Raw genomic sequence first — 21395 nt, forward strand, 5'->3', positions numbered from 1 at the left:
GAACGTGATGAATTGACACGATCCTGCCACTTTTCAGAAAATTTTCATTAAGTTTAACACGCTAAATTGCCGGCCATTGTAATGCGTAAGAGGTCTTCATGTTGCGTGGCGTTTTGTTCAGCCTCGGACTCCTGTCCGGGACCATCCTTTCTCAGTCTGCTTTTGCCGACACCGCAACGCTCCAGATCATCGTATCGAAAGACCAGCAGTCGATGACGATCTATGACGGCGAGAAGGTCGTGACGACCACGAAGGTCTCTACCGGAAAAGCCGGACACACAACGCCGAGCGGCATCTTCTCGATTCTGGAGAAGCGCAAATACCATGAATCGAACATCTATTCGAACGCTCCCATGCCCTTCATGCAGCGCCTGACGTGGTCGGGCATCGCACTTCACGAAGGCAACGTGCCGAACTATCCGGCATCGCATGGCTGCGTTCGCATTCCGACCGGAACCGCCAAGGCGATCTACGACATGACGGAACGCGGCGTGCATGTGGTGATCTCCGATGCACCGGTAAAGCCGGTCAAGGTCGAGAACGCCAACCTTTTCATGCCGCTCAAGGCCCTGCCGGCCGAACCGCTGTTCCCGAATACGGACTTGCGCCCGACCGCGATGAAGAAGGCTGCAGACGGCTCCTATGATGTGGCGATGGCCGGCACCGATCCGATGACCACGGGCTCGCTGCAATCTGTCGTCCCCGACGACGCGGCCCCCTTGCGCATCCTCGTCCATCGCCGCGGCGCGCGCGAAACCATGCTTGACGTCCAGACGCACCTGACCGATCTCGGTTTCGATGCGGGCGTCGCCGATGGCATTGCCGGTCCGATGACCCGTGACGCCATCGCCGGCTACAAGCGCTGGAAGGGCCTTCCGGCCGGTGGCGCGCTAATCAGCAAGGATTTTCTCGCGGCACTTTATCAGTCGGCAGGAGAAAAAGAGCCGCCGGCAGGCCAGATCCTGGTGCGCCGCAATTTCGAACCGCTGTTCGAGGCCCCTATCGGCATCAAGGACGCAGACCGAGCGCTCGGCACCCATTTCTTCACCGCCGATCATCTCCAGCGCAATGCTGAGACGGCGGAATGGCATGCGGTCACGCTGAAAAACGAAATGACCGCCGACGAGATGAAGGAACTCGGCATCGACAAGTCGGCAGACAGCAACCTGCAGAACGCAGCATCGCTGGCGCTCGACCGGATCGAGATCCCGAAGGATGTGCGCGAGCGGATCGGCGAACTGATGGCGAACGGGACCTCGCTGACGATTACCGACCAGGGCCTCGGCCCTGAAACGGGCAAGGGCACCGACTTCGTTACCCTCACCCGCTCGCAGGCGAATATCGCTCAGGCAGGCCTCAATCAGAGCGAACCAAAGCCTGCCCGCCGTTCGAAAAGAGAATCATATATCGGCGGCATCGGTTTGTATTAATTGAAAAAACAGGTCTTCGGCCTGTTTTTTTCCTCGCAGGCATCGCATCACAGCCGCTCGGCTGCGATGCGATGCCGGAATGCCGGAATGCCGGAACGGTGGCTAGACCAAAGTCGCATGCACAAGGCCGTCACCACGCCACATTGCAACCACGTTCATTTTCTACCTACGCAGCATGGAAGTACCCCCGAAACCCGTGTCCCCCATGGGTTGCGCTTCCATCAGTGCTGGACGGTTATGTGTTGTTTTTCTTCCATGACCGTCCTCCGGGAGGACGGGTTCTCAGCCGACACCTGAACGAACGATCTCGATTTTCGAAAAGCACAGGCTCTCGGTCCAACATCGATTGCCGTCGCACCACAACACACCTTATCGCGCTGCCCCCTATGCACAATGGGTGGCATATCTGCTAATTGATCACGCCGTGCGACCCGATATAACGGGCTCCAAAAACAATCAGTTTTCCTTTTCAGGAAACGGCGCGTCGACCCTGCAGTTGCGCCCCTTTGATTGCCGCGATGGATTGATGAACGGTGTAACCTTTTTCCTGGGTGTTAATTTCGTCGTTGCAGTCTGCTTCAGCGCCGTCTTTACCGTTGTTGCCACCCGCAGCCGGTCGCGCCGGGCGGCGCTGTGGCTGGCTGCCGGGTTCGGGATAGCCTCGCTTTCGGCCTTGTGCGAGCTTCTGGTCGCCTATACAGCCACGCCGAAGATCTGGGCACTCGGCGCCTTCGCGACGGTTCTGATCGGCATGATGCTGCTCAGGGTCGGCATGGGGCACCTTTACGGTCGCCGACTGGACAAGCGGATCGCGGCCTTCTTCGTCGGCGCAAGCATCGTGCTCAGCTACGTGATCTACGACCTGCCGCGCGGTACGCCGCTTCAGGCATTTTCCTACCAGAGCCCGTTTGCAATCGTACTGCTCGATAGCGCCTTCGTTGTCCTTTCCTTCCGCGGGCGGCAGATGATCGACCGCTTTCTCGGCGTGCTGATGCTGTTCACCGGCCTGCATTTTCTCGCCAAGGCTGGGCTGGCTGTCTGGGTAGGCGCCGGCTCCGGCGCGAAGGACTATATCCACACGAATTACGCGCTGATTTCACAAAGCACCACGGCCATTCTCGTTGTCGCCGTCGGGCTGACGCTTCTGGCAGCTCTCGTGCTCGAAATCATGGCGGACCAGCGGAGTGAATCGGAGAGAGACACGCTGTCGACGATCGCAAACAGGCGCGGTTTCAACCGGCAGGTTCAAGCCTTTCTGGGCGCAGCATCGCATGGTCAACATGCCGTCATTCTCTGCGACCTCGACCATTTCAAGCGCATCAACGACACCTACGGTCACCATGTCGGGGATATGGTGATCCAGAGTTTCGGGCAATTGATGAACGACAGTGCGCCCAAGAGGGCCGCGCTCGGTCGTATCGGCGGCGAGGAATTCGCGATATTCCTGCCCGACACGGATATCAGCGCCGCGGCGCTGTTTGCTCAGGCACTCAGGGCTGCAACGATGACACTGCCCGATCTGCCCGATGGCCTGATCGTTACCGCGAGCTTCGGCATATCTCCCGTGACATCGGCTGCCGGACTGGTCGACTCCTACCGGCAGGCGGACCTTGCGCTCTATGCCGCGAAAAATGCCGGACGTAATCAGGTCAGGCTCACAGCCCTCAACGAGGCCGAAGCAAGCGACAAGCACGTGGACACCCGCGTCTAAAGCACGTCGCGATCTTTCAGATCCGCTTGTCGCGCTTTAGCTCCTTGTTATTCCGCATGTCCTTTGCGCAAAACCGCTGCACAGCTTTGCGTGACATGATTTGCCCCATGCTTTTCACAAGACATTCAGCGTTCGCCGAACGGCCGGACAACCGAGTCTGCTACTGGACGAGTTCGACATCCAGCACGCCGGGGGCCGCCTTAAGCGCGGCCGCCATTTCCGGCGAAAGCCGATATCTCTGGGTCAGTTCCACCTCGATCTCGCGGCGGCCGTCTTCCTTGATGACGATGAAATAAACGAGGCCTTCGCCGCGCATGTTCAGATGGTTGGCAACAGTCTTGAGCGGTCCGGCATCGCGGACGAAGACGCGCAGCGCCTTCTGCATACGGATCGACTGTTCTTCCAGCGACTGGGCCGTCTGAATGCGCAGGCCGATACCTTCCGGCCGCTCGTCAGCCTGAACGGTGATGACCAGCGACTTTCCGGGCTCCAGCAGGTCGCGATACTGCGCCAGCGCTTCGGAGAACAGAACGGCCTCGAACTGGCCGGATGAATCCGAAAATGTGATGATACCCATCTTGTTGCCGGTTTTGGTCTTGCGCTCCTGACGGCCGGTCACCGTGCCCGCAAGCCGCCCGGCGGTTGCGCCCTGGCGAACGGACGTCGCAAAATCGGCGAAGGTCTGCACTCTGAGTTTCGACAGCGTTTCCTTGTAGGTATCGAGCGGATGGGCCGACAGGTAGAAGCCGAGAACCTGATATTCGCGCATCAGCATTTCGGACGGCATCCATGGATTGAATGTCGGCAGGATCAGTTTTTCCGGGCCGCTGCTGGAGCCGGAGCCGAAGAAATCGGACTGGCCTGAGACCTTCTCCTCCTGCGCGCGCTGCGCATAACCGATGATCCGGTCGAGGCCGGCGATCAGCTGGGCGCGGTCATGACCGAAGCAGTCGAAGGCGCCGGCGGAAATCAGGCTTTCCAGAACGCGACGGTTGATCTGCTTCGGGTCGATCCGCATACAGAAATCCTCGATGCCGGCGAAAGGTTTGTCGCCTCGGACTTCCGTGATGTGCTCGACAGCGGATTCACCAACGCCCTTGATAGCGGCAAGCGCATAATAGATCTTCGCCTCGCCCGTCTCAAAATGGCGGAACGAGGTCTGAACCGAGGGCGGGAAAACCTTGATGCCGAGGCGGCCGGCATCCTCGCGGAAATCGTTGAGCTTTTCCGAGTTGGCCATATCGTAGGTCATGGTCGCGGCGAGGAACTCGACCGGATAATGCGCCTTCATATAGGCCGTCTGGTAAGAGACGATGGCGTAGGCGGCTGCGTGGGACTTGTTGAAGCCGTAGTTGGCGAACTTGGCGAGCAGTTCGAAGATGTTCTTCGCCTGTGGTTTGGACACGCCATTCTTGACGGCGCCGTCGACAAAGCGCTCGCTCTGCTTGTCCATCTCCTCCTTGATCTTTTTACCCATGGCGCGACGCAGAAGATCGGCCTCGCCGAGCGAATAGCCCGACAGGACCTGGGCGATCTGCATGACCTGTTCCTGGTAGACGATAACGCCTTGGGTTTCCTTCAGGAGATAATCGATCGACGGATGGACAGACTCGATCTCTTCCTCGCCATGCTTGCGGGCATTGTAGGTCGGGATGTTTTCCATCGGACCCGGACGATAGAGCGCCACAAGCGCGATGATGTCCTCGATACAGTCGGGCTTCATACCGATCAGCGCCTTGCGCATGCCGGCACTTTCCACCTGGAAGACGCCGACAGTTTCGCCGCGCGACAGCATTTCATAGGTCAGCTTGTCGTCGAGCGGGATCTTTGCCAGATCAACATGGATGTCGCGCTTGCGGCAGAAATCCACCGCCGTCTTCAACACGGTCAGCGTCTTCAGGCCAAGGAAGTCGAACTTCACCAGACCGGCCTGCTCGACCCATTTCATGTTGAACTGGGTGACCGGCATGTCCGAGCGCGGATCTCGATACATCGGCACCAGCTTCGACAGCGGGCGGTCGCCGATGACGATACCGGCGGCGTGAGTGGAGGCGTGACGGTAAAGGCCCTCGATCTTCTGGGCGATATCGAGTAGGCGGCCGACGACCGGCTCCTTGTCGACCTCTTCCTGGAATTTCGGCTCCTCCTCGATCGCCTTGGAGAGCGGCGTCGGGTTGGCAGGGTTGTTCGGTACCAGCTTGCAGATGCGGTCTACCTGGCCATAGGGCATTTCGAGCACACGGCCGACGTCACGCAATGCCGCGCGCGCCTGCAGCGAACCGAAGGTGATGATCTGTGCCACCTGCTCGCGGCCATATTTGCGCTGCACGTAGCGGATCACCTCTTCGCGGCGATCCTGGCAGAAGTCGATGTCGAAGTCGGGCATCGAAACGCGTTCCGGATTGAGGAAGCGTTCGAACAGAAGCGAGAACCGCAGCGGGTCGACGTCGGTGATGGTGAGCGCGTAAGCGACGAGCGATCCTGCCCCGGAGCCGCGGCCCGGACCGACCGGGATATTGTGCTGCTTGGCCCATTTGATGAAGTCAGCCACGATGAGGAAGTAGCCCGGAAACTTCATTCGTTCGATGATCGACAGTTCGAAATCGAGACGTTCGCGATAATCCTTCTCGGTGAAACCGGCACTCATGCCGAGTTCTTCGAGGCGATGATCGAGGCCCTCGACCGCCTGGCGGCGAAGCTCGGCGGCTTCCTTGCGTTCGTCCTCCTCCGGATGATCACTGACGCCGGTGAAACGCGGCAGGATCGGGTTGCGCGTCTTCAGGATGAAGGAGCAGCGGCGAGCGATCTCGACGGTATTTTCCAGCGCTTCGGGCAGGTCGGCAAAAAGCTTCGCCATTTCGGCTCGGCTTTTCAGGTAATGATCCGGTGTGAGGCGAAAGCGGCTGTCGTCGGAAACGATCGCGCCATGGGCGACCGCCATAAGCGCATCGTGAGCGTCGTAATCCGCTTTCGACGGAAAGAATGCCTCGTTGGTCGCGACCAACGGGATATCGTGCTCATAGGCGAGATCGACCATGCGATGCTCATGGCGGCGATCGTAATTGCCGTGCCGCTGCAGTTCGAGATAGAGCCTGTCGCCGAACAGGGCCTTCAGCCGGAGCAGCCTGTCAGTGGCAAGCCCAGCATGCCCTTCCTTGACCGCCCGATCCACCGGGCCGGAAGCGGCGCCGGTCAATGCGATCAGACCTGCGGTGCCAAACTCATCCAGCCAGGAGGCGCAGATATGGGTCTCGCTGACGCCTTCGCCGCCGAGATAGGCCCGGCTGACAAGATCGACCAGCCGCTCATAGCCTTCGGCATCGGCTGCGAGAAGAACGATGGCGGGCAGCTTGGCAAGCTGGTTACCACGGCGATCCTCTTCCTGATCCTGCATGTCGATCGACAGCTGACAGCCGATTATGGGCTGCAAGCCGTCACCCGTCGCCTTCTGGGCGAATTCGAGCGCGACGAAGAGATTGTTGGTATCGGTGATGGCGATCGCAGGCTGATTGTCCGCGACGGCCTTGCCCAAGACCTTCTTGAGCGGAAGCGCGCCTTCGAGCAAAGAATAGGCAGAATGCAGGCGCAGATGGACGAATTGCGGGGTCTCCCCGAGAATTTCGTCCGCAGATCCTGTCTTTGCCTGTTCCGCCATATCCATCGCCATAACTGTGATTCAATCGCGCCATTTTCAAGCGCCGGACTGCTCAAGTCCAGTTTTGAATTCACCGCTCAACGGTTTTCGGTGGCGTCTGTGGAGGATGGTAGCGCCCTGAATGGGCGCCAAACCATTTCTACATTGCAATCATCAGCATCGACAGCGTGGCGAGGAAGGTTGCGATGGATGCGAAAGCGGCAATATCACGAAGAAGGTCGGTCATCGTTGTCTCCCGTGTTCGTTATGTTTTTAATTTGTTCTCTTTTTGTACGAGAGTCAACGACGGAACAAAAGGGAAACGAATTTTGCGCCATATCCACTCTCGAATAGTGAATCAAATCTTAATGGGCATCTATCATCAGGAGTGAGTGTTGCGGCGGGCTTAGCTCAGGCCAGCTCACCTCGCCCACAGTTGCAAATGCCTCTCAATTTCATAACAAACTGTTTTTGTTGACTTATTTCAATCAAATCGATATCCGGGCGTCATCGGGGAGTAGCAACTACCGGATTGCGGCCTGCGTTTTGCAATTGATGAACATCAGGTAATGCCGGTCAGGACTGCGTCAACAGAATTGCGAACGTCTGTTCGCGTGGCGCTGTCAGCCTTCATGCAAGGCCATGCGAGACCGTTGGCGGCAGCGTCCCTGGGGCAAGGGCGTTTGCGAGCCGTCCAACTCCAGTCCCGATGAGAGATATCAATGTCGCCATTCACAATCGCCGCGCTTGCTGTCGGCATGTCCATCGACGCCTTTGTGGCCTCTGTCAGCCGCGGCGCCTCCTTCAAGCGTCCGCGCTTCAAGGAAGCCATGCGCACCGGCATCGTCTTCGGTGTGGTTGAAGCCATCACCCCGCTGATCGGATGGCTGGCCGGCGTGGTTGCCAGCCAATATGTGCAGACCGTCGATCACTGGATCGCCTTTATCCTGCTCGCCGTCGTTGGCGGCCGAATGGCAATGGAAGGCTTTTCGCGCAGTGAGGAAGAGAGTTCTTCGAGTGACAATCGTTCGCTGATCGTGCTGATGGCAACGGCGATCGGTACCAGCATCGATGCCATGGCTGTCGGCGTCTCGCTCGCCTTCCTGGACGTCAATATCGTGATCGTGGCTATCGCGATCGGTTTTGCCACTTTCGCCATGTCGACAGGTGGCATGCTGCTCTCACGTCTAATCGGCCCGCGCTTCGGCAAATGGGCGGAAGTGGTCGGAGGCATCGGCCTAATCGGGCTCGGCACGTCTATTCTGGTCGATCACCTGACGGCTTGATCTACAAAATCCTGGAAAAACAAACGGCCCGAAAATCGATGTGATTTTCGAGCCGCAGCTTATTGGAATGCAGAAAAGCGATTAGAACTCCACTACCTTGCCGGCTTCCAGTGTAACCCGGCGATCCATACGGGCGGCGAGTTCGTGGTTGTGGGTGGCGATCAGGGCGGCAAGGCCGGACTGGCGCACCAGGGCTTCCAGCGCATCGAAGACGTAGGATGCGGTTTTCGGATCGAGATTGCCGGTCGGTTCATCGGCGAGAAGCACGCGCGGCGCATTGGCGACGGCACGGGCGATCGCGACACGCTGCTGCTCGCCGCCGGAGAGTTCCGCCGGGCGGTGTTCGGCGCGGTGGCCGATACGCATGTAATCGAGAAGCTGGGCCGCCCTCTCCTTCGCCTCAGCCTTCGACAGGCCGCCGATCAGCTGCGGCATCATGATATTCTCTATCGCCGAGAATTCAGGCAGGAGATGATGGAACTGATAGACGAAACCGATTTCGGAGCGGCGAATGGCGGTGCGCTGGTCATCGGGCAAGTCGTTGCAGGAGCGGCCGCCGACGAAAACTTCGCCACTGTCAGGATGTTCAAGCAGGCCCGCCAGGTGCAGAAGGGTCGACTTGCCGGTGCCGGAAGGTGCGACAAGAGCGACGATCTCGCCGCTCCTCAGTTCGAAATCGGCGCCTTTCAGAATGGAAAGCGTCGTTTCGCCCTGGCCATAATGGCGTTCAACATTTGCAAGCTTCAAAACGGATTTGCGAGGTGCCATGAGGTACTGGGATCCTATTCGTAGCGAAGCGCCTGGACAGGATCGAGCCTCGAGGCTCTCCATGCAGGTAGAATGGTGGCGATGAAGGACAGGGTCAGCGCCATGCCGACGACGGAAACGGTTTCGCTGACGCTCATTTCGGCCGGCAGTTCGCTGAGGAAGTAGAGTTCCGGATTGAACAGGACCGTGCCCGAGAGCCAGGAGAAGAACTGGCGGATACTTTCAATATTGAGGCAGACAACGACACCCAAGGCGACGCCCGCAAACGTGCCTACCACGCCGATCGCGGCCCCCGTCATGAAGAAGATGCGCATGATCGCGCCCGAGCTTGCCCCCATGGTGCGCAGGATGGCGATGTCGGAGCCCTTGTCCTTGACCAGCATGATCAGGCCGGAAATGATGTTGAGCGCAGCCACAAGCACGATCAGCGTCAGGATCATGAACATGACGTTGCGCTCGACCTGAAGCGCCGAGAAGAAGGTCTGGTTACGCTGGCGCCAGTCGGTGATGAAGATCTGGCGGCCGGCGGCCTCTTCGATCTTCGGCCGCAGCGCATCGACGTCATCGGGATCACCGACGAAGAGTTCGATCGACTGGACGATGCCTTCGGCATTGAAATAGAGCTGCGATTCTTCGAGCGGCATATAGATGATCGTCGCGTCATATTCCGACATGCCGATCTCGAATATGCCGGCGATCGTATAGGACTTGACGCGCGGATTGACGCCCATCGGGGTAACGTCGCCCTCCGGCGAGATCAGGGTGATCTGATCACCGGCGTTCAGCCCGAGCTGGGCGGCAAGCCTTGAGCCGACGAGGACGCCCTGCCCCGAGGCGAAACCGACGATATCGCCTTGCTTGATATTGCTCGAGACCTCGGTGAGCTTTTCCAGATCCTCGGCGCGGACACCGCGGACCAGTGCGCCGGAACCTGCGCCACCGCGGCCTGAGGCGAGCGTCTGGCCCTCGACCAGCGGCAAGGCCATCTTCACGCCCGGCACGGCGGAAAATTTCTTCGTCAGTTCGGCGTAATCATTCAGCGGCGTGTCGACCGGCTGCACGATCATGTGGCCATTGATGCCGAGGATGCGGGAAATCAACTCGGTGCGGAAACCGTTCATCACCGCCATAACGATGATGAGGGTGGCGACGCCCAGCATGATGCCGATGAAGGAAAAACCGGCGATGACCGAGATATAGGCTTCCTTGCGGCGCGAGCGCAGGTAACGCCAGGCAACCATGCGCTCGAAGCCTGAAAAGGCGCCGGCACTCGGGGCCTTTTCGACTTTCTGCTTTTCTTGACCCGCCGCGACGCTTGCCATTCACGTTTCCTCGTCTTGATCGGCGCCGGATCAGGCCATTCCGGCCTGTCCCGCACCCAATTCTGTCATCCGGCCGGAAACCCGAACGGCAGTATTATCAGCCGGTTACCCGGTTCAGCGCAGCCTCGAGCGTCATCACTTCGCGGGCACCGGTTTTGCGATCCTTGACCTCGACCTCGCCTGCGGCTGCAGAGCGCGGGCCAACGATGATCTGGACCGGTACACCGATCAGGTCAGCGGTGGCGAACTTGGTGCCGGCGCGATCGTCGCTGTCGTCGTAAAGCACGTCCTTGCCGGCATTGCCGAGCGAGGCGTAGAGCTTTTCCGAAATATCGTCGCAGGCGGCATCGCCCGGCTTCATGTTGATCACCACGACATCGAAGGGTGCGACCGATTCGGGCCAGATGATGCCGTTTTCATCATGCGATGCTTCGATGATGGCGGGAACAAGGCGGGTCGGGCCGATACCATAGGATCCCATGTGGACAGGATGTTCCTTGCCATCCGGTCCCTGCACCTTTGCGCCCATCGGCTCGGAATATTTGGTGCCGAAATAGAAGATGTGGCCAACCTCGATGCCGCGGGCGGACAGGCGATCGCCTTCCGGAATGGCGTTGAAGGCTGCCTCGTCGTGCATTTCAGACGTCGCGGCATAAACCGAGGTCCACTTGTCGAAGATCGACTGCAGGCCTGCGACATCATCGAAATCGGTGTTTTCGGCCGGGATTTCGAAATCGGTGAAAGCCTTGTGGCTGAAGACTTCCGATTCACCGGTGTCTGCGAGGATGATGAATTCGTGGCTGTGATTGCCGCCGATCGGGCCGGTATCGGCACGCATCGGGATGGCGCGCATGCCAAGCCGCGCAAAGGTGCGCAGATAGGCGACGAACATCTTGTTATAGGAATGGATCGCGTCTTCGCGGGTCAGGTCGAAAGAATAGGCATCCTTCATCAGGAATTCGCGCGAACGCATGGTGCCGAAGCGCGGACGGATTTCGTCGCGGAACTTCAGCTGGATATGGTAGAGGTTGAGCGGCAGGTTCTTGTAGGTCTTGACGTAGGACCGGAAGATGTCCGTCACCATTTCCTCGTTGGTCGGGCCATAGAGCATCGGGCGCTCCTGGCGGTCCTTGATGCGCAGCATTTCCTTGCCATAGGCCTCGTAACGACCGCTTTCCTGCCAGAGCTCGGCAGACTGCAAGGTCGGCATCAGAAGCTCGACTGCGCCGGCGCGGTTCTGTTCTTCGCGGATGATGTTATTGACCTTGTCCAGCACCTTCTTGCCCAGCGGCAACCAGGAATAGATGCCCTGGCTCTGCTGGCGGACCATGCCAGCGCGCAGCATCAGGCGGTGCGAAACGATTTCCGCTTCCTTGGGATTTTCCTTCAGGATGGGCATAAAATAGCGGGACAGACGCATGGTGATTTCCGACTTTTGACTGGCCTCCCGCATCTCGCAGGAATCGGCCGATTTGAAGACCATTTGCGTGGCTTATTACCGGTTCCCAGACGTCAAGGAAACCCGGCTGCTATCGAAAAGCCGGTGGATTACCGAAGCGAAAATCGGCCCGGACTTGCGGAAAATGTGATTTTCGTGAAGGCAGGGGTGCGACAAATGCGCCAAGGGCAATTTTTTCCACACCTGTCACAAAAATACAAAAAAAGAGGATGACAAAGCCCAACCTATGAGCTAGTTTCAGCCCATAAAACAGGCATGAAGTTCAAATTCATGCCAATCGCGGTAAAGTCTTGGGAGGATCAGATCTTAGGCGCGCTAGACGCTGCCCCGGAAACGGTTAGGATCACGCGAAACTAAAAAACAAGGCTTCAACGCCTTGTTTTTTTTTGCCTTTCGATTGGAAACGATGCGTCCAGCGGGCCTTTTGGATTACAGTTTACCAATGATATCGACGCGATCGCAGCTGCCGGCTGCAGGTCTCACATCCAGCTTTTGGCCAATTTCATGGCGGTGACGCCCGCGATCAATCTCCTTTTCCGTCCTGCATGTGACGATCTGGCCGTTTGCCTCACGGGTGAATTCAAGAAGACCGATGATCGCGACATATGGCCCGGAGCGTCCGCCATCTCGTTCTTCCTCCCTTATATCGATGATCGTTGCGACCGAATGGGGGAATGTGAAGCGGCGATAGGCTTGAACGCCCAAAAGCATAACAAAAGCAAGCGCCGCGACTGTGTAGACGATAACCAGAACGATCCGCCGCTCCCCGCTATTTCGAAACTCACCTACCCGCATCAGCTCGATCCTTAGCCGGTACTGAAGGATTATTTGAAGCTCGGCATAATGTTCGGGATGTTGCCGATCCCGAAGCCGAAATAGACCGATGCAAGATGATAGGCGAGATAGACCGCTGCGGAAATTACGGTGGTGAGCAGAATAACGCGTCCGCCACGGAATTTTGCCGGTGCGCTTTCCACGGTTCCAAGCGTCACCTCGCCCTCGTCACGCTGGCTGCGGTAACCGAGTGGCAGGACCATGAAGAGGACAGTCCACCAGAGAATGAAATAGATCGCGACGACTGTCAGGATTGGCATGCGGAAACTCCATCCTGGTGTTTAACCAACGGAACAAGCGGTTGAAGCCGTTGATAAAATGATTCCGATCCTTTGGCAGAGTCATTGATTTTGTTCGTCATTGCACATCGCATCAGACTTCCTCCAGCTCGATCAGCGTGCCGTTGAAATCCTTTGGGTGGAGGAAGAGAACCGGCTTTCCGTGCGCGCCGATTTTCGGTTTTCCATCGCCAAGAATACGTGCGCCAGAGGCCCTCAACTTTTCGGCGGCAGAGGCGATATCGGGCGTTTCGTAGCAGATGTGGTGGATGCCGCCGGAGGGATTGCGTTCAAGGAAGGCGGCGATCGGTGACGCCTCATCGAGCGGTTCGAGCAGCTCGATCTTGGTATTTGGAAGTTCGACGAAAATGACGGTGACGCCGTGTTCGGCAAGGGTTTGCGGTTCGGAGACCTTCGCACCGAGCGTATCGCGATAGATCGCGGCGGCTTCGTCCAGGATCGGGACGGCGATGGCGATGTGGTTGACGCGACCTAGCATGTATTCCTCCCTTTTTCAGCCGCCCGCTTTCGACAGGCGACCGCCGCCCATCCGCCTGCCGGCAGCTTCTCCTCGTAGACGACTTGAAGCACCCCGCCCGGCTTGACGTCCCGCCGGTGCAGGGTTGAGTGGTGGGAGCTGCACTTTGGTCGCCTTGCCCGCAAACTTCTTAATCGCCCGATGGCAGATTGAATATCTGGCGGCTAACAATTTTCAGGCTTCGATCTGGCTGTATTCGGTAGCGTTCAACAACCCGGTTACCGAAACTATTGTTAAACTCATGATCGAAGCTGCTGCCGACGGGCGCTTTTGTAAGACGGCTTTTAGGTTGACCGCCGTATGTGATGCTACCCGCGATCGGCGCGATGTCGGTTCCGTAGTCGCGCGCGACCAATTCGGGATCGACGGTAGTGCTGCACGCAGTGAGCGTTGCAACGACCAAGGAAATTAACGTTTTTCTCATCGTGGTCATCTCCTCTTTGGAGGCTGACGGGGTAAAGAACGTCTGTCGAAGCTCCACTCTGGCCGACGCCCATGACCGATTGAAGCGCTAAAACATATCGCAATCCTGCAGTTTTGCTCGTGGTGTTTTAGGTCTTTGTTTTATAGCATGCCTGTTGCGCAAAACCGCTGCACATTTTTGCGCAACAGGCTCGATTTACGCGCGCCGGGAAGATGCCATCGCTACCGAAATACCTCTCCAAGGGAGATGCGGAGTGCAGCTCGCTACACTCCCCATAAGAGGCAAGCTACCTACTGAACCCTTGTTACGAACACCGTGACCACAGGCTTCTTGCCCCAGGCGATATTGGCGGCCGAGCGGACGGCGCGGCGGACGGATTCGCGGACCGTGTCGAGATCCTTGCGGCGGGCGCGCGGGATGCTTTCGACGGCGCCGAGAACGGCATCATAGAGGCCGTCATCCATGTCCTCGCCCTCGTCGTCGAATTCCGGCAAGCCGAAAGAGACGAGATCGGGGTCGGCGAGGAATTCATAACGCTGGTCGAGCACGATGTTGACCGAGACATGGCCGACAAAGGAGAGCTTGCGGCGATCGCTGATGCCCATCTCGTCCAGATCGCCGATCAGCTTGCCATCCTTGTAGATGCGGCCGAAGGGAGCGTCGTCGATGATTTCGGCGGGACCGGGCGCGAGGCGCAGGATGTTGCCGTTACGGACCCGCGGGATCTGGCCGATGCCGGCGGATGCGCCCAGTTCGGCCTGGGCCGTGAGATGCGCTGCCTCACCGTGAACGGGCACGAGGATCTGCGGTTTCGTCCACTCGTACATCTTCAGAAGTTCGTTACGGCGCGGGTGGCCGGAGACGTGGACCAGCGCATCGGAATCGGTGACGATCTTGATGCCTTGCTCAATCAGCGCATTCTTGATCTCGATAATCGGCTTTTCATTGCCCGGGATGGTGCGTGAGGAAAAGACGACCGTATCGCCCTTGGTGAGCGCCACATGGCGCATCTCGTCACGGGAAATCTTGGCAAGGGCCGCACGGGACTCGCCCTGGCTTCCTGTCAGGATGACGACGACCTTGTCGCGCGGGATGTAACCGTATTCGTCTTCGGCAAGAAAAGGTTTCAGGCCTTCCATGATGCCGATATCCTGAGCAACGTTGACGACGCGCTTGAGCGACGAACCGAGCAACAGGACTTCGCGACCAGCTGCGTTTGCTGCTTCCGCGATCGAGCGGATACGGCCGACATTGGACGAGAAGGTAGTGACAGCTACCCTGCCCTCGGCTTCCTCGATCACCTTCTGCAGGCCGGCGGAGACTTCTTCTTCTGACGGCGACACGCCTTCGCGCAGTGCGTTGGTGCTGTCGCACATCAGGGCCAGAACGCCCTCGTCGCCAATGGCGCGGAAACGCGCCTCGTCGGTGAGCGGGCCGAGCGTCGGCTTGGCGTCGATCTTCCAGTCGCCGGTATGGACGACATTGCCGAGCGGCGTGCGGATGACCAGCGACATCGGCTCGGGGATGGAATGGTTGACGCCGACGGCCTCGATCTCGAACGGGCCGACATTGATGCGGTCGCCGGCCTTGAAGATGGTGATCGGGATTTCGGCGCGGTCGCCTTCGTACTTGCGCTTGGCTTCCAGCATGCCGGCGGTAAACGGCGAGGCATAGACCGGTACGTTGAGGCCCGGCCACAGATCGTTCAGCGCACCGTAATGGTCTTCGTGGGCATGGGTGATGATCATGCCCTTGAGATTGTTGCGCTGGGACGCGAGGAAACGGATATCGGGAAGAACGAGATCAACGCCGGGAAGATCGGGACCCGGGAAGGTCACGCCCGCATCGACCATGATCCACTGACGCTTCTGTGGCGGTCCATAGCCATAAAGAGCGAGGTTCATGCCGATCTCGCCCACACCGCCCAGCGGCAAAAACACCAGTTCGTCTTGATTAGCCATTCTTCTTCTTATTCCGTTTTCATAAAGAATACATCACCTGCCGCGATCGGCAGGACTTGTCCACCCCCCATGTCGAGTAACAGCAGGCCGCCGTCGTCGATCCCGGCAAATCTGCCCTCCAGCGACCTGTCGGGAAGATTGACGGTTATGCGTTCGCCGACACCGCAGGCGACCTCCCGCCAGCGGCGCACGATCTCGGCCGTGCCCCTACCCTCATCCCATATTTCGAGCGCAATTGCCATGGACTTGAAGAGGTGGGCGAAAAGCTCGTCTGGCGACACGGCCGCACCATGATCGACAAGACGAGTGACGCCATAAGGCGCGCTGTCGGGCATATGGCGGATATTGATGCCGATGCCGATGACCAGTGCCCTTCGTCCGTCGGGGAGCGGCTCGCCTTCCAGGAGGATGCCGCAGGTCTTGCGGCGATCGATCAGGATATCGTTCGGCCATTTCACCTGAAGGGCAGCGTCCCCCGGCGGCAATACCGCACCAACCGCATCGTGGACGGCAACTGCGATCGCAAGCGGCAGGGACGCGACACGGTCCATGGGCGCTGGATCAATCAGCAGCAGGGAAGCGTAAAGATTGCCCGGTTCAGAGGTCCAGGCACGGCCGCGCCGGCCGCGACCTTCGGTCTGGCGGGCGGCAGTCACCCACAACAAACCGGGATCGCCCGCGCGAGCGCGGGCGAGACATTCGTTATTTGTGGAGCCTATGTCGTCAAGCGCGACATGACGGAAAGCTTCGAGCGAGAAGCGGCCCTTTTGCGCCGCCATCCTCAGAAGAACGACCGTGCGGCAGCATCCGCTGCAGAGGCGATCGGTCCACCATAAAGGATGTAGGTCGTGATCAGCAGGCCAGAAATGCCGAAGATGAAGCGCAGTTCACCGGGAGTGCGTTCGAACTCGCCCTTCGGTTCATCGAACCACATCAGCTTGACGATGCGTAGATAATAATAGGCAGCCACGACCGAGGTGAGGAAGCCGACGACGGCAAGCGTGAAGAGGCCTGCTTCGACAGCCGCCAGGAAGACATAATATTTGGCGAAGAAGCCTGCCAGCGGCGGAATGCCTGCCATGGAGAACATCTGCGCCGTCAGCACGACTGCCATGAAAGGCTTTCTTGCAAACAGGCCTGCAAGCTCGTCGATCTCCTCGACATAGGTGCCATCCGGGCGGCGCATCGACATGATGCAGGCGAAGGTGCCGAAAGACATCATCATGTAGATGAGCATGTAGAGAGCGACACCGGAAACGCCGCTTTCGCTACCTGCCGAGAGGCCGACAAGCGCAAAGCCCATGTGGCCAATCGAGGAATACGCCATCAGGCGCTTGATGTTTTTCTGGCCGACGGCTGCAAACGAGCCCAGCGCCATGGAGGCAATTGCCACGAAAACGATGATCTGGCGCCAGTCGGCTATGAGCGGCAGGAAGGTTTCCGAGGTCAGGCGGATGAGGATTGCCATGGCGGCGATCTTCGGGCCGGCAGCGAAGAAGGCCGTGACCGGAGTCGGTGCACCTTCATAAACGTCCGGTGTCCACATGTGGAAGGGAACGGCGGAGATCTTGAAGCAGGCGCCGGCGAGCATGAAGACCATGCCGAAGACGAGGCCCAAGCCGCGGGTTTCCGAGGAGAGCACGGTGGCGATTTCCTGGAAGCCGGTATTGCCGGTGAAGCCGTAGACCAGCGACATGCCGTAAAGCAGCATGCCTGAAGACAGCGCGCCGAGGACGAAATATTTCAGGCCGGCTTCCGTCGAACGCAGGCTGTCGCGGTTGAATGCGGCAACGACATAAAGCGCCAGCGACATCAGCTCGAGGCCGAGATAGAAGGCGATCAGGTCATTGGCCGAGATCAGCAGCAGCATGCCGAGCGTCGAGAGAACCAGCAGGACCGGATACTCGATCTTGTCGAGCTGCATGGCCTTGCCCTGAACAGCAGACATGGCGAGCGCGAAAATCGAGCCGGCGATTGCCGCGACCTTCATGAAGCGGGCGAACGGATCAACGATGAAGGCACCGCCGAAGGCTTCGCCATTGCCGGAAGAGACCGTGATCAGCAATCCGACGACAGCGAGAAGTGCGATGGACAGCCCTGAAATGAGCTGGTTCGACTTTTCGCCGATAAAGACACCCATCATGAGGAGCACGAGCGCGCCGACCGCCAGAATGATTTCGGGCAGAGCAAACTGCAGACTTTGAGAGAAGAGTTCAGGAGTCATAGTCTTATCTGTCCCGTCATCAATTCGCAGCCTGAGCGGCGGTCGCCACGGCCTGGATGGCCGCATGGTAATTGGTTACTATCCTGTCGACAGTCGCTGCGGAGGCGTCGAACACCGGCGCAGGATAGATGCCAAAGAAGATGGTCACAACGATCAGCGGCCAGACGATGCAGTGTTCGCGGAAGGAAATGTCCACAAGGCCCTGCATCAGTGGCGACTTCGCCTGACCGAAGATCATGCGGCGGTAGAGCCACAGCATGTAGGAGGCGGAAAGAACGACACCCGTGGTCGCAAAGAACGCCGTCCAGACACTGACACGGAAGACGCCGACAGTCGCCAGGAATTCGCCGACGAAGGCGGACGTGCCCGGCAGGCCGACATTGGCCATGGTGAAGATCAGGAAGGCCAGCGCGTATTTGGGCATGCGATGCACGAGGCCGCCGTAGTCGCCGATGTTACGCGTGTGGGTGCGCTCGTAGACGATACCGACGCAGAGGAAGAGCGCGCCGGAGATGACGCCGTGCGACAGCATCTGGAAGATCGCGCCGTGCAGGCCTTGCTGGTTGACCGCGAAGATTGCCATCGTCACGTAGCCCATGTGAGCGACGGAGGAATAGGCGATCATCTTCTTGATGTCGGTCTGCATCAAAGCCACGAGCGATGCGTAAATGATAGCGATGACCGACAGCGTCAGGATCATCGGCGTGAAATAGTCTGACGCCAACGGGAACATCGGCAGCGAGAAGCGCAGGAAGCCGTAGCCGCCGAACTTCAGGAGCAGAGCTGCAAGGTCGACCGAGCCTGCAGTCGGCGCTTCGACGTGCGCATCCGGCAACCAGGTGTGGAACGGCCACATCGGCACCTTGACCGCAAAGGACAGGAAGAAGGCCAGGAACAGCCAGTACTGCATCTCCGGCGAGAACTTGTAGGCAAGCAGGACCGGAATGGAAGTGGTACCAACTTCCGCATACATGACCAGGATGCCGACCAGCATGAAGACCGAGCCGGCCAGCGTGTAGAGGAAGAACTTCATCGACGCGTAGATACGACGCGGTCCGCCCCAGACACCGATGATCAGGAACATCGGGATCAAGCTCGCCTCGAAGAAGACGTAGAAGAGGACGAGGTCCATCGACACGAAGACGCCGACGATCAGCACTTCCAGGATGAGGAAGGCAATCATGTATTCACGCGCATGCAGCGTGATCGCCTTCCAGCTGGTCAACACGCCGAACGGCATGAGGAACGTCGCCAGCACGACGAACATGACGGACAGGCCGTCGACGCCGATATGATAGCTGATGCCCTTGCCGAGCCAGTAATACTGCTCGACCATCTGGTAGTCGGCGCTGGTGCCATCGAAACCGTACCAGACGACCAGCGACAGGAGGAAGGTGATGATTGTCGTGATCAGCGAGATGATCATGACGTTCTGGCGACCGTCGTCGGTGTCGTCGCGGGTAAAGACCAGCAACAGCACGCCCACCATCGGGAGGAAGGTGACCGTGGAAAGAATAGGCCAATCGGTCATCAGACAGAACTCCCGAGCATCATCCAGGTAATCAGGGCAGCGACGCCAAGCAGCATCGTGAAGGCATAGTGATAGAGGTAGCCGGTCTGCAGGCGCACGACGCGGTTGGCAGTGTCAACAACCCGGGCGGCAACGCCATTGGGTCCGAAGTGGTCGATCGTACCGACATCGACCTTCTGCCAGAAGAAGCGGCCGAGAGCCTTAGCGGAACGGACGAACAGGAAGTTGTAGAGTTCGTCGAAATACCACTTGTTGAGCAGGAACTGGTAGAGGCCCGGCTGTGCCGCCGCGAGCTTCTTCGGCGTTTCCGGCGACTTGATATAGAAATACCAGGCAGTGAAGAAGCCGATCAGCATGGCGATGAAGGGTGACAGCACGACGAGGAACGGCACGTGGTGGAATTCGTGCAGCAGTTCGTTGTGTTCCGAAGTGAAGAGCGCGCCCTTCCAGAAGGTGTCATAGGCGTCGCCATAGAACATGCCCTTGAAGATCACGCCTACCAGAACTGCGCCGACGGCGAGAACATAGAGCGGGATGAGCATGACATTCGGGCTTTCATGCACGTGATGCATGACCTCGTGGCTCGCGCGTTCCTTGCCGAAGAAGGTGAGGAAAGCAAGACGCCAGGAGTAGAAGCTGGTGAACAGTGCCGCGATGACGAGAAGCGTGAAGGCAAAACCCGAGACCGCCGAGTGCGAGGCATAGGAGGCCTCGATGATGACGTCCTTGGAGAAGAACCCGGCAAAACCGATCGGCGTGAACGGGATACCAACGCCGGTCAGCGCCAGCGTGCCGATGGTCATCATCCAGAAGGTAACCGGGATGTGTTTCCTGAGGCCACCCATCTTGCGCATGTCCTGCTCGCCATCGACGGCATGGATGACCGAGCCGGCGCAAAGGAACAGCAGCGCCTTGAAGAAGGCGTGGGTGAAGAGATGGAAGATCGCCGCGCCATAGGCACCGACGCCGAGCGCGACGAACATATAGCCGAGCTGCGAGCAGGTCGAGTAGGCGATGACGCGCTTGATGTCGTTCTGGACGAGGCCGACGGTCGCCGCGAAGAAGGCGGTGATCGCACCGATGATGGTGACGACGGTCAAGGCATCAGGCGACTGTTCGAACAGTGGCGACATGCGGGCGACGAGGAAGACGCCGGCGGTAACCATGGTTGCGGCATGGATGAGAGCCGAGACCGGAGTCGGGCCTTCCATCGCGTCCGGCAACCAGGTGTGCAGCAGGAACTGCGCCGACTTGCCCATTGCTCCCATGAAGAGCAGCAGGCAGGCGGCAGTCATGGCACCCTCGCGGGTCAGCGTCAGGCCGAAGACGTCAAAGACGGCGCGTGCGGCATCAGGAGAGCCTTCTGCGGGCAAATAGGTACCCGCATTGGCGAAAATCGTTTCAAAGTTGATCGAGCCGAACATGACGAAGACGGCGGCGATGCCGAGCATGAAACCGAAGTCACCGACGCGGTTGACGATGAAAGCCTTCATCGCGGCGGCATTGGCCGAGGGGCGATCATACCAGAAGCCGATCAGGAGATAGGATGCGAGACCGACGCCTTCCCAGCCGAAGAACATCTGCAGCAGGTTATCCGACGTGATGAGCATCAACATCGTGAAGGTGAAGAGCGACAGATAGGCGAAGAAGCGCGGACGGTGCGGATCGGTGTGCATGTAACCGACGGAATAGACATGCACGAGGAAGGAGACCGTGTTGACGACGACGAACATGACCGCCGTCAGCGTGTCGATGCGCAGTGCCCAGAAGACGTCGATGTTGCCGGACTGGATCCAGCGCAGAACCTCGACGCTCATGGTTTCCTGGGAACCGAGCGCAACCTGGAAAAAGACGATCCAGGACAGGACGACGACGATCGCCATCAGGCCGCAGGTGACGAATTCGGAGGCCTTTGCGCCGATCTGGCGACCGAAAAGGCCCGCGATCAGGAAGCCGACCAGAGGAAGGAAGACGATAAGCTTGTAGATCATGACC

16 protein-coding genes are annotated in these 21395 nt (G+C 58.8%); 3 read left to right on the forward strand and 13 right to left on the reverse strand.

Annotated elements, in window-relative coordinates; all coding sequences use genetic code 11:
- The first annotated feature begins 98 nt into the window (after positions 1-98).
- Positions 99-1430: a L,D-transpeptidase family protein gene (locus tag HNQ72_RS08330; protein ID WP_183991539.1), complete on the forward strand. Its 1332-nt coding sequence runs from the start codon at positions 99-101 to the stop codon at positions 1428-1430.
- Positions 1431-1956: 526 nt separating this feature from the next.
- Positions 1957-3141 (forward strand): GGDEF domain-containing protein, encoded by a 1185-nt coding sequence (locus HNQ72_RS08335; RefSeq protein WP_183991546.1) that lies wholly within the window; start codon positions 1957-1959, stop codon positions 3139-3141.
- Positions 3142-3301: 160 nt separating this feature from the next.
- Here the strand turns inward: HNQ72_RS08335 and dnaE are convergent, their stop codons facing one another.
- The gene (dnaE, locus tag HNQ72_RS08340) at positions 3302-6796 is read right to left on the reverse strand and encodes a DNA polymerase III subunit alpha (RefSeq protein WP_183991548.1); all 3495 of its coding nucleotides are present in this window, start codon (positions 6794-6796) and stop codon (positions 3302-3304) included.
- Positions 6797-7497: 701 nt separating this feature from the next.
- On the opposite strand from dnaE, the gene HNQ72_RS08345 reads away from it, so the two are divergent.
- Positions 7498-8061, forward strand: a complete 564-nt coding sequence (locus HNQ72_RS08345; protein WP_183991550.1) for a manganese efflux pump MntP — start codon at positions 7498-7500, stop codon at positions 8059-8061.
- Between the two features lie 81 nt (positions 8062-8142).
- Here HNQ72_RS08345 and HNQ72_RS08350 read toward each other — a convergent pair whose 3' ends face one another.
- The 12 genes from HNQ72_RS08350 to nuoL form a co-directional block, all read right to left on the reverse strand.
- Positions 8143-8829, reverse strand: a complete 687-nt coding sequence (locus HNQ72_RS08350; protein ID WP_183991552.1) for an ABC transporter ATP-binding protein — start codon at positions 8827-8829, stop codon at positions 8143-8145.
- Positions 8830-8843: 14 nt separating this feature from the next.
- Positions 8844-10151, reverse strand: a complete 1308-nt coding sequence (locus tag HNQ72_RS08355) for a lipoprotein-releasing ABC transporter permease subunit (protein ID WP_183991554.1) — start codon at positions 10149-10151, stop codon at positions 8844-8846.
- A 97-nt stretch (positions 10152-10248) separates the two neighbouring features.
- Entirely contained in the window at positions 10249-11571 is a 1323-nt protein-coding gene (gene proS / locus HNQ72_RS08360) for a proline--tRNA ligase (protein WP_183991556.1), read from the reverse strand.
- Between the two features lie 468 nt (positions 11572-12039).
- A complete protein-coding gene (locus HNQ72_RS08365) occupies positions 12040-12405 on the reverse strand; it encodes a hypothetical protein (RefSeq protein WP_183991558.1) in 366 nt (121 codons plus the stop codon).
- Positions 12406-12434: 29 nt separating this feature from the next.
- On the reverse strand, positions 12435-12704 hold the full coding sequence (locus tag HNQ72_RS08370) for a DUF1467 family protein (protein WP_183991560.1): 270 nt from the start codon (positions 12702-12704) through the stop codon (positions 12435-12437).
- 112 nt (positions 12705-12816) lie between these two features.
- Positions 12817-13221, reverse strand: a complete 405-nt coding sequence (gene mce, locus HNQ72_RS08375) for a methylmalonyl-CoA epimerase (RefSeq protein WP_183991562.1) — start codon at positions 13219-13221, stop codon at positions 12817-12819.
- A gap of 169 nt (positions 13222-13390) precedes the next feature.
- Positions 13391-13684 carry a hypothetical protein gene (locus tag HNQ72_RS08380; RefSeq protein ID WP_183991564.1) on the reverse strand — a complete coding sequence of 98 codons (294 nt, stop codon included), beginning with the start codon at positions 13682-13684 and terminating at the stop codon, positions 13391-13393.
- Positions 13685-13974: 290 nt separating this feature from the next.
- Complete coding sequence (locus HNQ72_RS08385; protein ID WP_183991566.1) at positions 13975-15645, reverse strand: ribonuclease J; 1671 nt, start codon at positions 15643-15645, stop codon at positions 13975-13977.
- A gap of 8 nt (positions 15646-15653) precedes the next feature.
- Positions 15654-16424 carry a biotin--[acetyl-CoA-carboxylase] ligase gene (locus HNQ72_RS08390; RefSeq protein WP_183991568.1) on the reverse strand — a complete coding sequence of 257 codons (771 nt, stop codon included), beginning with the start codon at positions 16422-16424 and terminating at the stop codon, positions 15654-15656.
- A gap of 2 nt (positions 16425-16426) precedes the next feature.
- The gene (gene nuoN, locus HNQ72_RS08395) at positions 16427-17869 is read right to left on the reverse strand and encodes an NADH-quinone oxidoreductase subunit NuoN (RefSeq protein ID WP_183991570.1); all 1443 of its coding nucleotides are present in this window, start codon (positions 17867-17869) and stop codon (positions 16427-16429) included.
- A gap of 19 nt (positions 17870-17888) precedes the next feature.
- The gene (locus tag HNQ72_RS08400; RefSeq protein ID WP_183991572.1) at positions 17889-19400 is read right to left on the reverse strand and encodes an NADH-quinone oxidoreductase subunit M; all 1512 of its coding nucleotides are present in this window, start codon (positions 19398-19400) and stop codon (positions 17889-17891) included.
- On the reverse strand, positions 19400-21391 hold the full coding sequence (gene nuoL, locus HNQ72_RS08405) for an NADH-quinone oxidoreductase subunit L (protein WP_183991574.1): 1992 nt from the start codon (positions 21389-21391) through the stop codon (positions 19400-19402). Before nuoL ends, HNQ72_RS08400 begins: the two co-directional genes overlap by 1 nt.
- Positions 21392-21395: the final 4 nt, after the last annotated feature.

Source organism: Aliirhizobium wenxiniae (assembly GCF_014201355.1).
In the GTDB taxonomy this organism is placed as follows: domain Bacteria; phylum Pseudomonadota; class Alphaproteobacteria; order Rhizobiales; family Rhizobiaceae; genus Neorhizobium; species Neorhizobium wenxiniae.

Bases quoted from the DNA above. Each gene is read 5' to 3' on its own strand.
- HNQ72_RS08335 (WP_183991546.1), top strand. From the start codon at position 1,957: ATGAACGGTGTAACCTTTTTCCTGGGTGTTAATTTCGTCGTTGCAGTC.
- HNQ72_RS08365 (WP_183991558.1), bottom strand. From the start codon at position 12,405: ATGCGGGTAGGTGAGTTTCGAAATAGCGGGGAGCGGCGGATCGTTCTG.
- HNQ72_RS08390 (WP_183991568.1), bottom strand. From the start codon at position 16,424: ATGGCGGCGCAAAAGGGCCGCTTCTCGCTCGAAGCTTTCCGTCATGTC.
- HNQ72_RS08355 (WP_183991554.1), bottom strand. From the start codon at position 10,151: ATGGCAAGCGTCGCGGCGGGTCAAGAAAAGCAGAAAGTCGAAAAGGCC.
- mce (WP_183991562.1), bottom strand. From the start codon at position 13,221: ATGCTAGGTCGCGTCAACCACATCGCCATCGCCGTCCCGATCCTGGAC.
- HNQ72_RS08385 (WP_183991566.1), bottom strand. From the start codon at position 15,645: ATGGCTAATCAAGACGAACTGGTGTTTTTGCCGCTGGGCGGTGTGGGC.
- proS (WP_183991556.1), bottom strand. From the start codon at position 11,571: ATGCGTCTGTCCCGCTATTTTATGCCCATCCTGAAGGAAAATCCCAAG.
- HNQ72_RS08350 (WP_183991552.1), bottom strand. From the start codon at position 8,829: ATGGCACCTCGCAAATCCGTTTTGAAGCTTGCAAATGTTGAACGCCAT.
- HNQ72_RS08400 (WP_183991572.1), bottom strand. From the start codon at position 19,400: ATGACCGATTGGCCTATTCTTTCCACGGTCACCTTCCTCCCGATGGTG.
- HNQ72_RS08380 (WP_183991564.1), bottom strand. From the start codon at position 13,684: ATGAGAAAAACGTTAATTTCCTTGGTCGTTGCAACGCTCACTGCGTGC.
- dnaE (WP_183991548.1), bottom strand. From the start codon at position 6,796: ATGGCGGAACAGGCAAAGACAGGATCTGCGGACGAAATTCTCGGGGAG.
- HNQ72_RS08370 (WP_183991560.1), bottom strand. From the start codon at position 12,704: ATGCCAATCCTGACAGTCGTCGCGATCTATTTCATTCTCTGGTGGACT.
- HNQ72_RS08345 (WP_183991550.1), top strand. From the start codon at position 7,498: ATGTCGCCATTCACAATCGCCGCGCTTGCTGTCGGCATGTCCATCGAC.
- nuoL (WP_183991574.1), bottom strand. From the start codon at position 21,391: ATGATCTACAAGCTTATCGTCTTCCTTCCTCTGGTCGGCTTCCTGATC.
- nuoN (WP_183991570.1), bottom strand. From the start codon at position 17,869: ATGACTCCTGAACTCTTCTCTCAAAGTCTGCAGTTTGCTCTGCCCGAA.
- HNQ72_RS08330 (WP_183991539.1), top strand. From the start codon at position 99: ATGTTGCGTGGCGTTTTGTTCAGCCTCGGACTCCTGTCCGGGACCATC.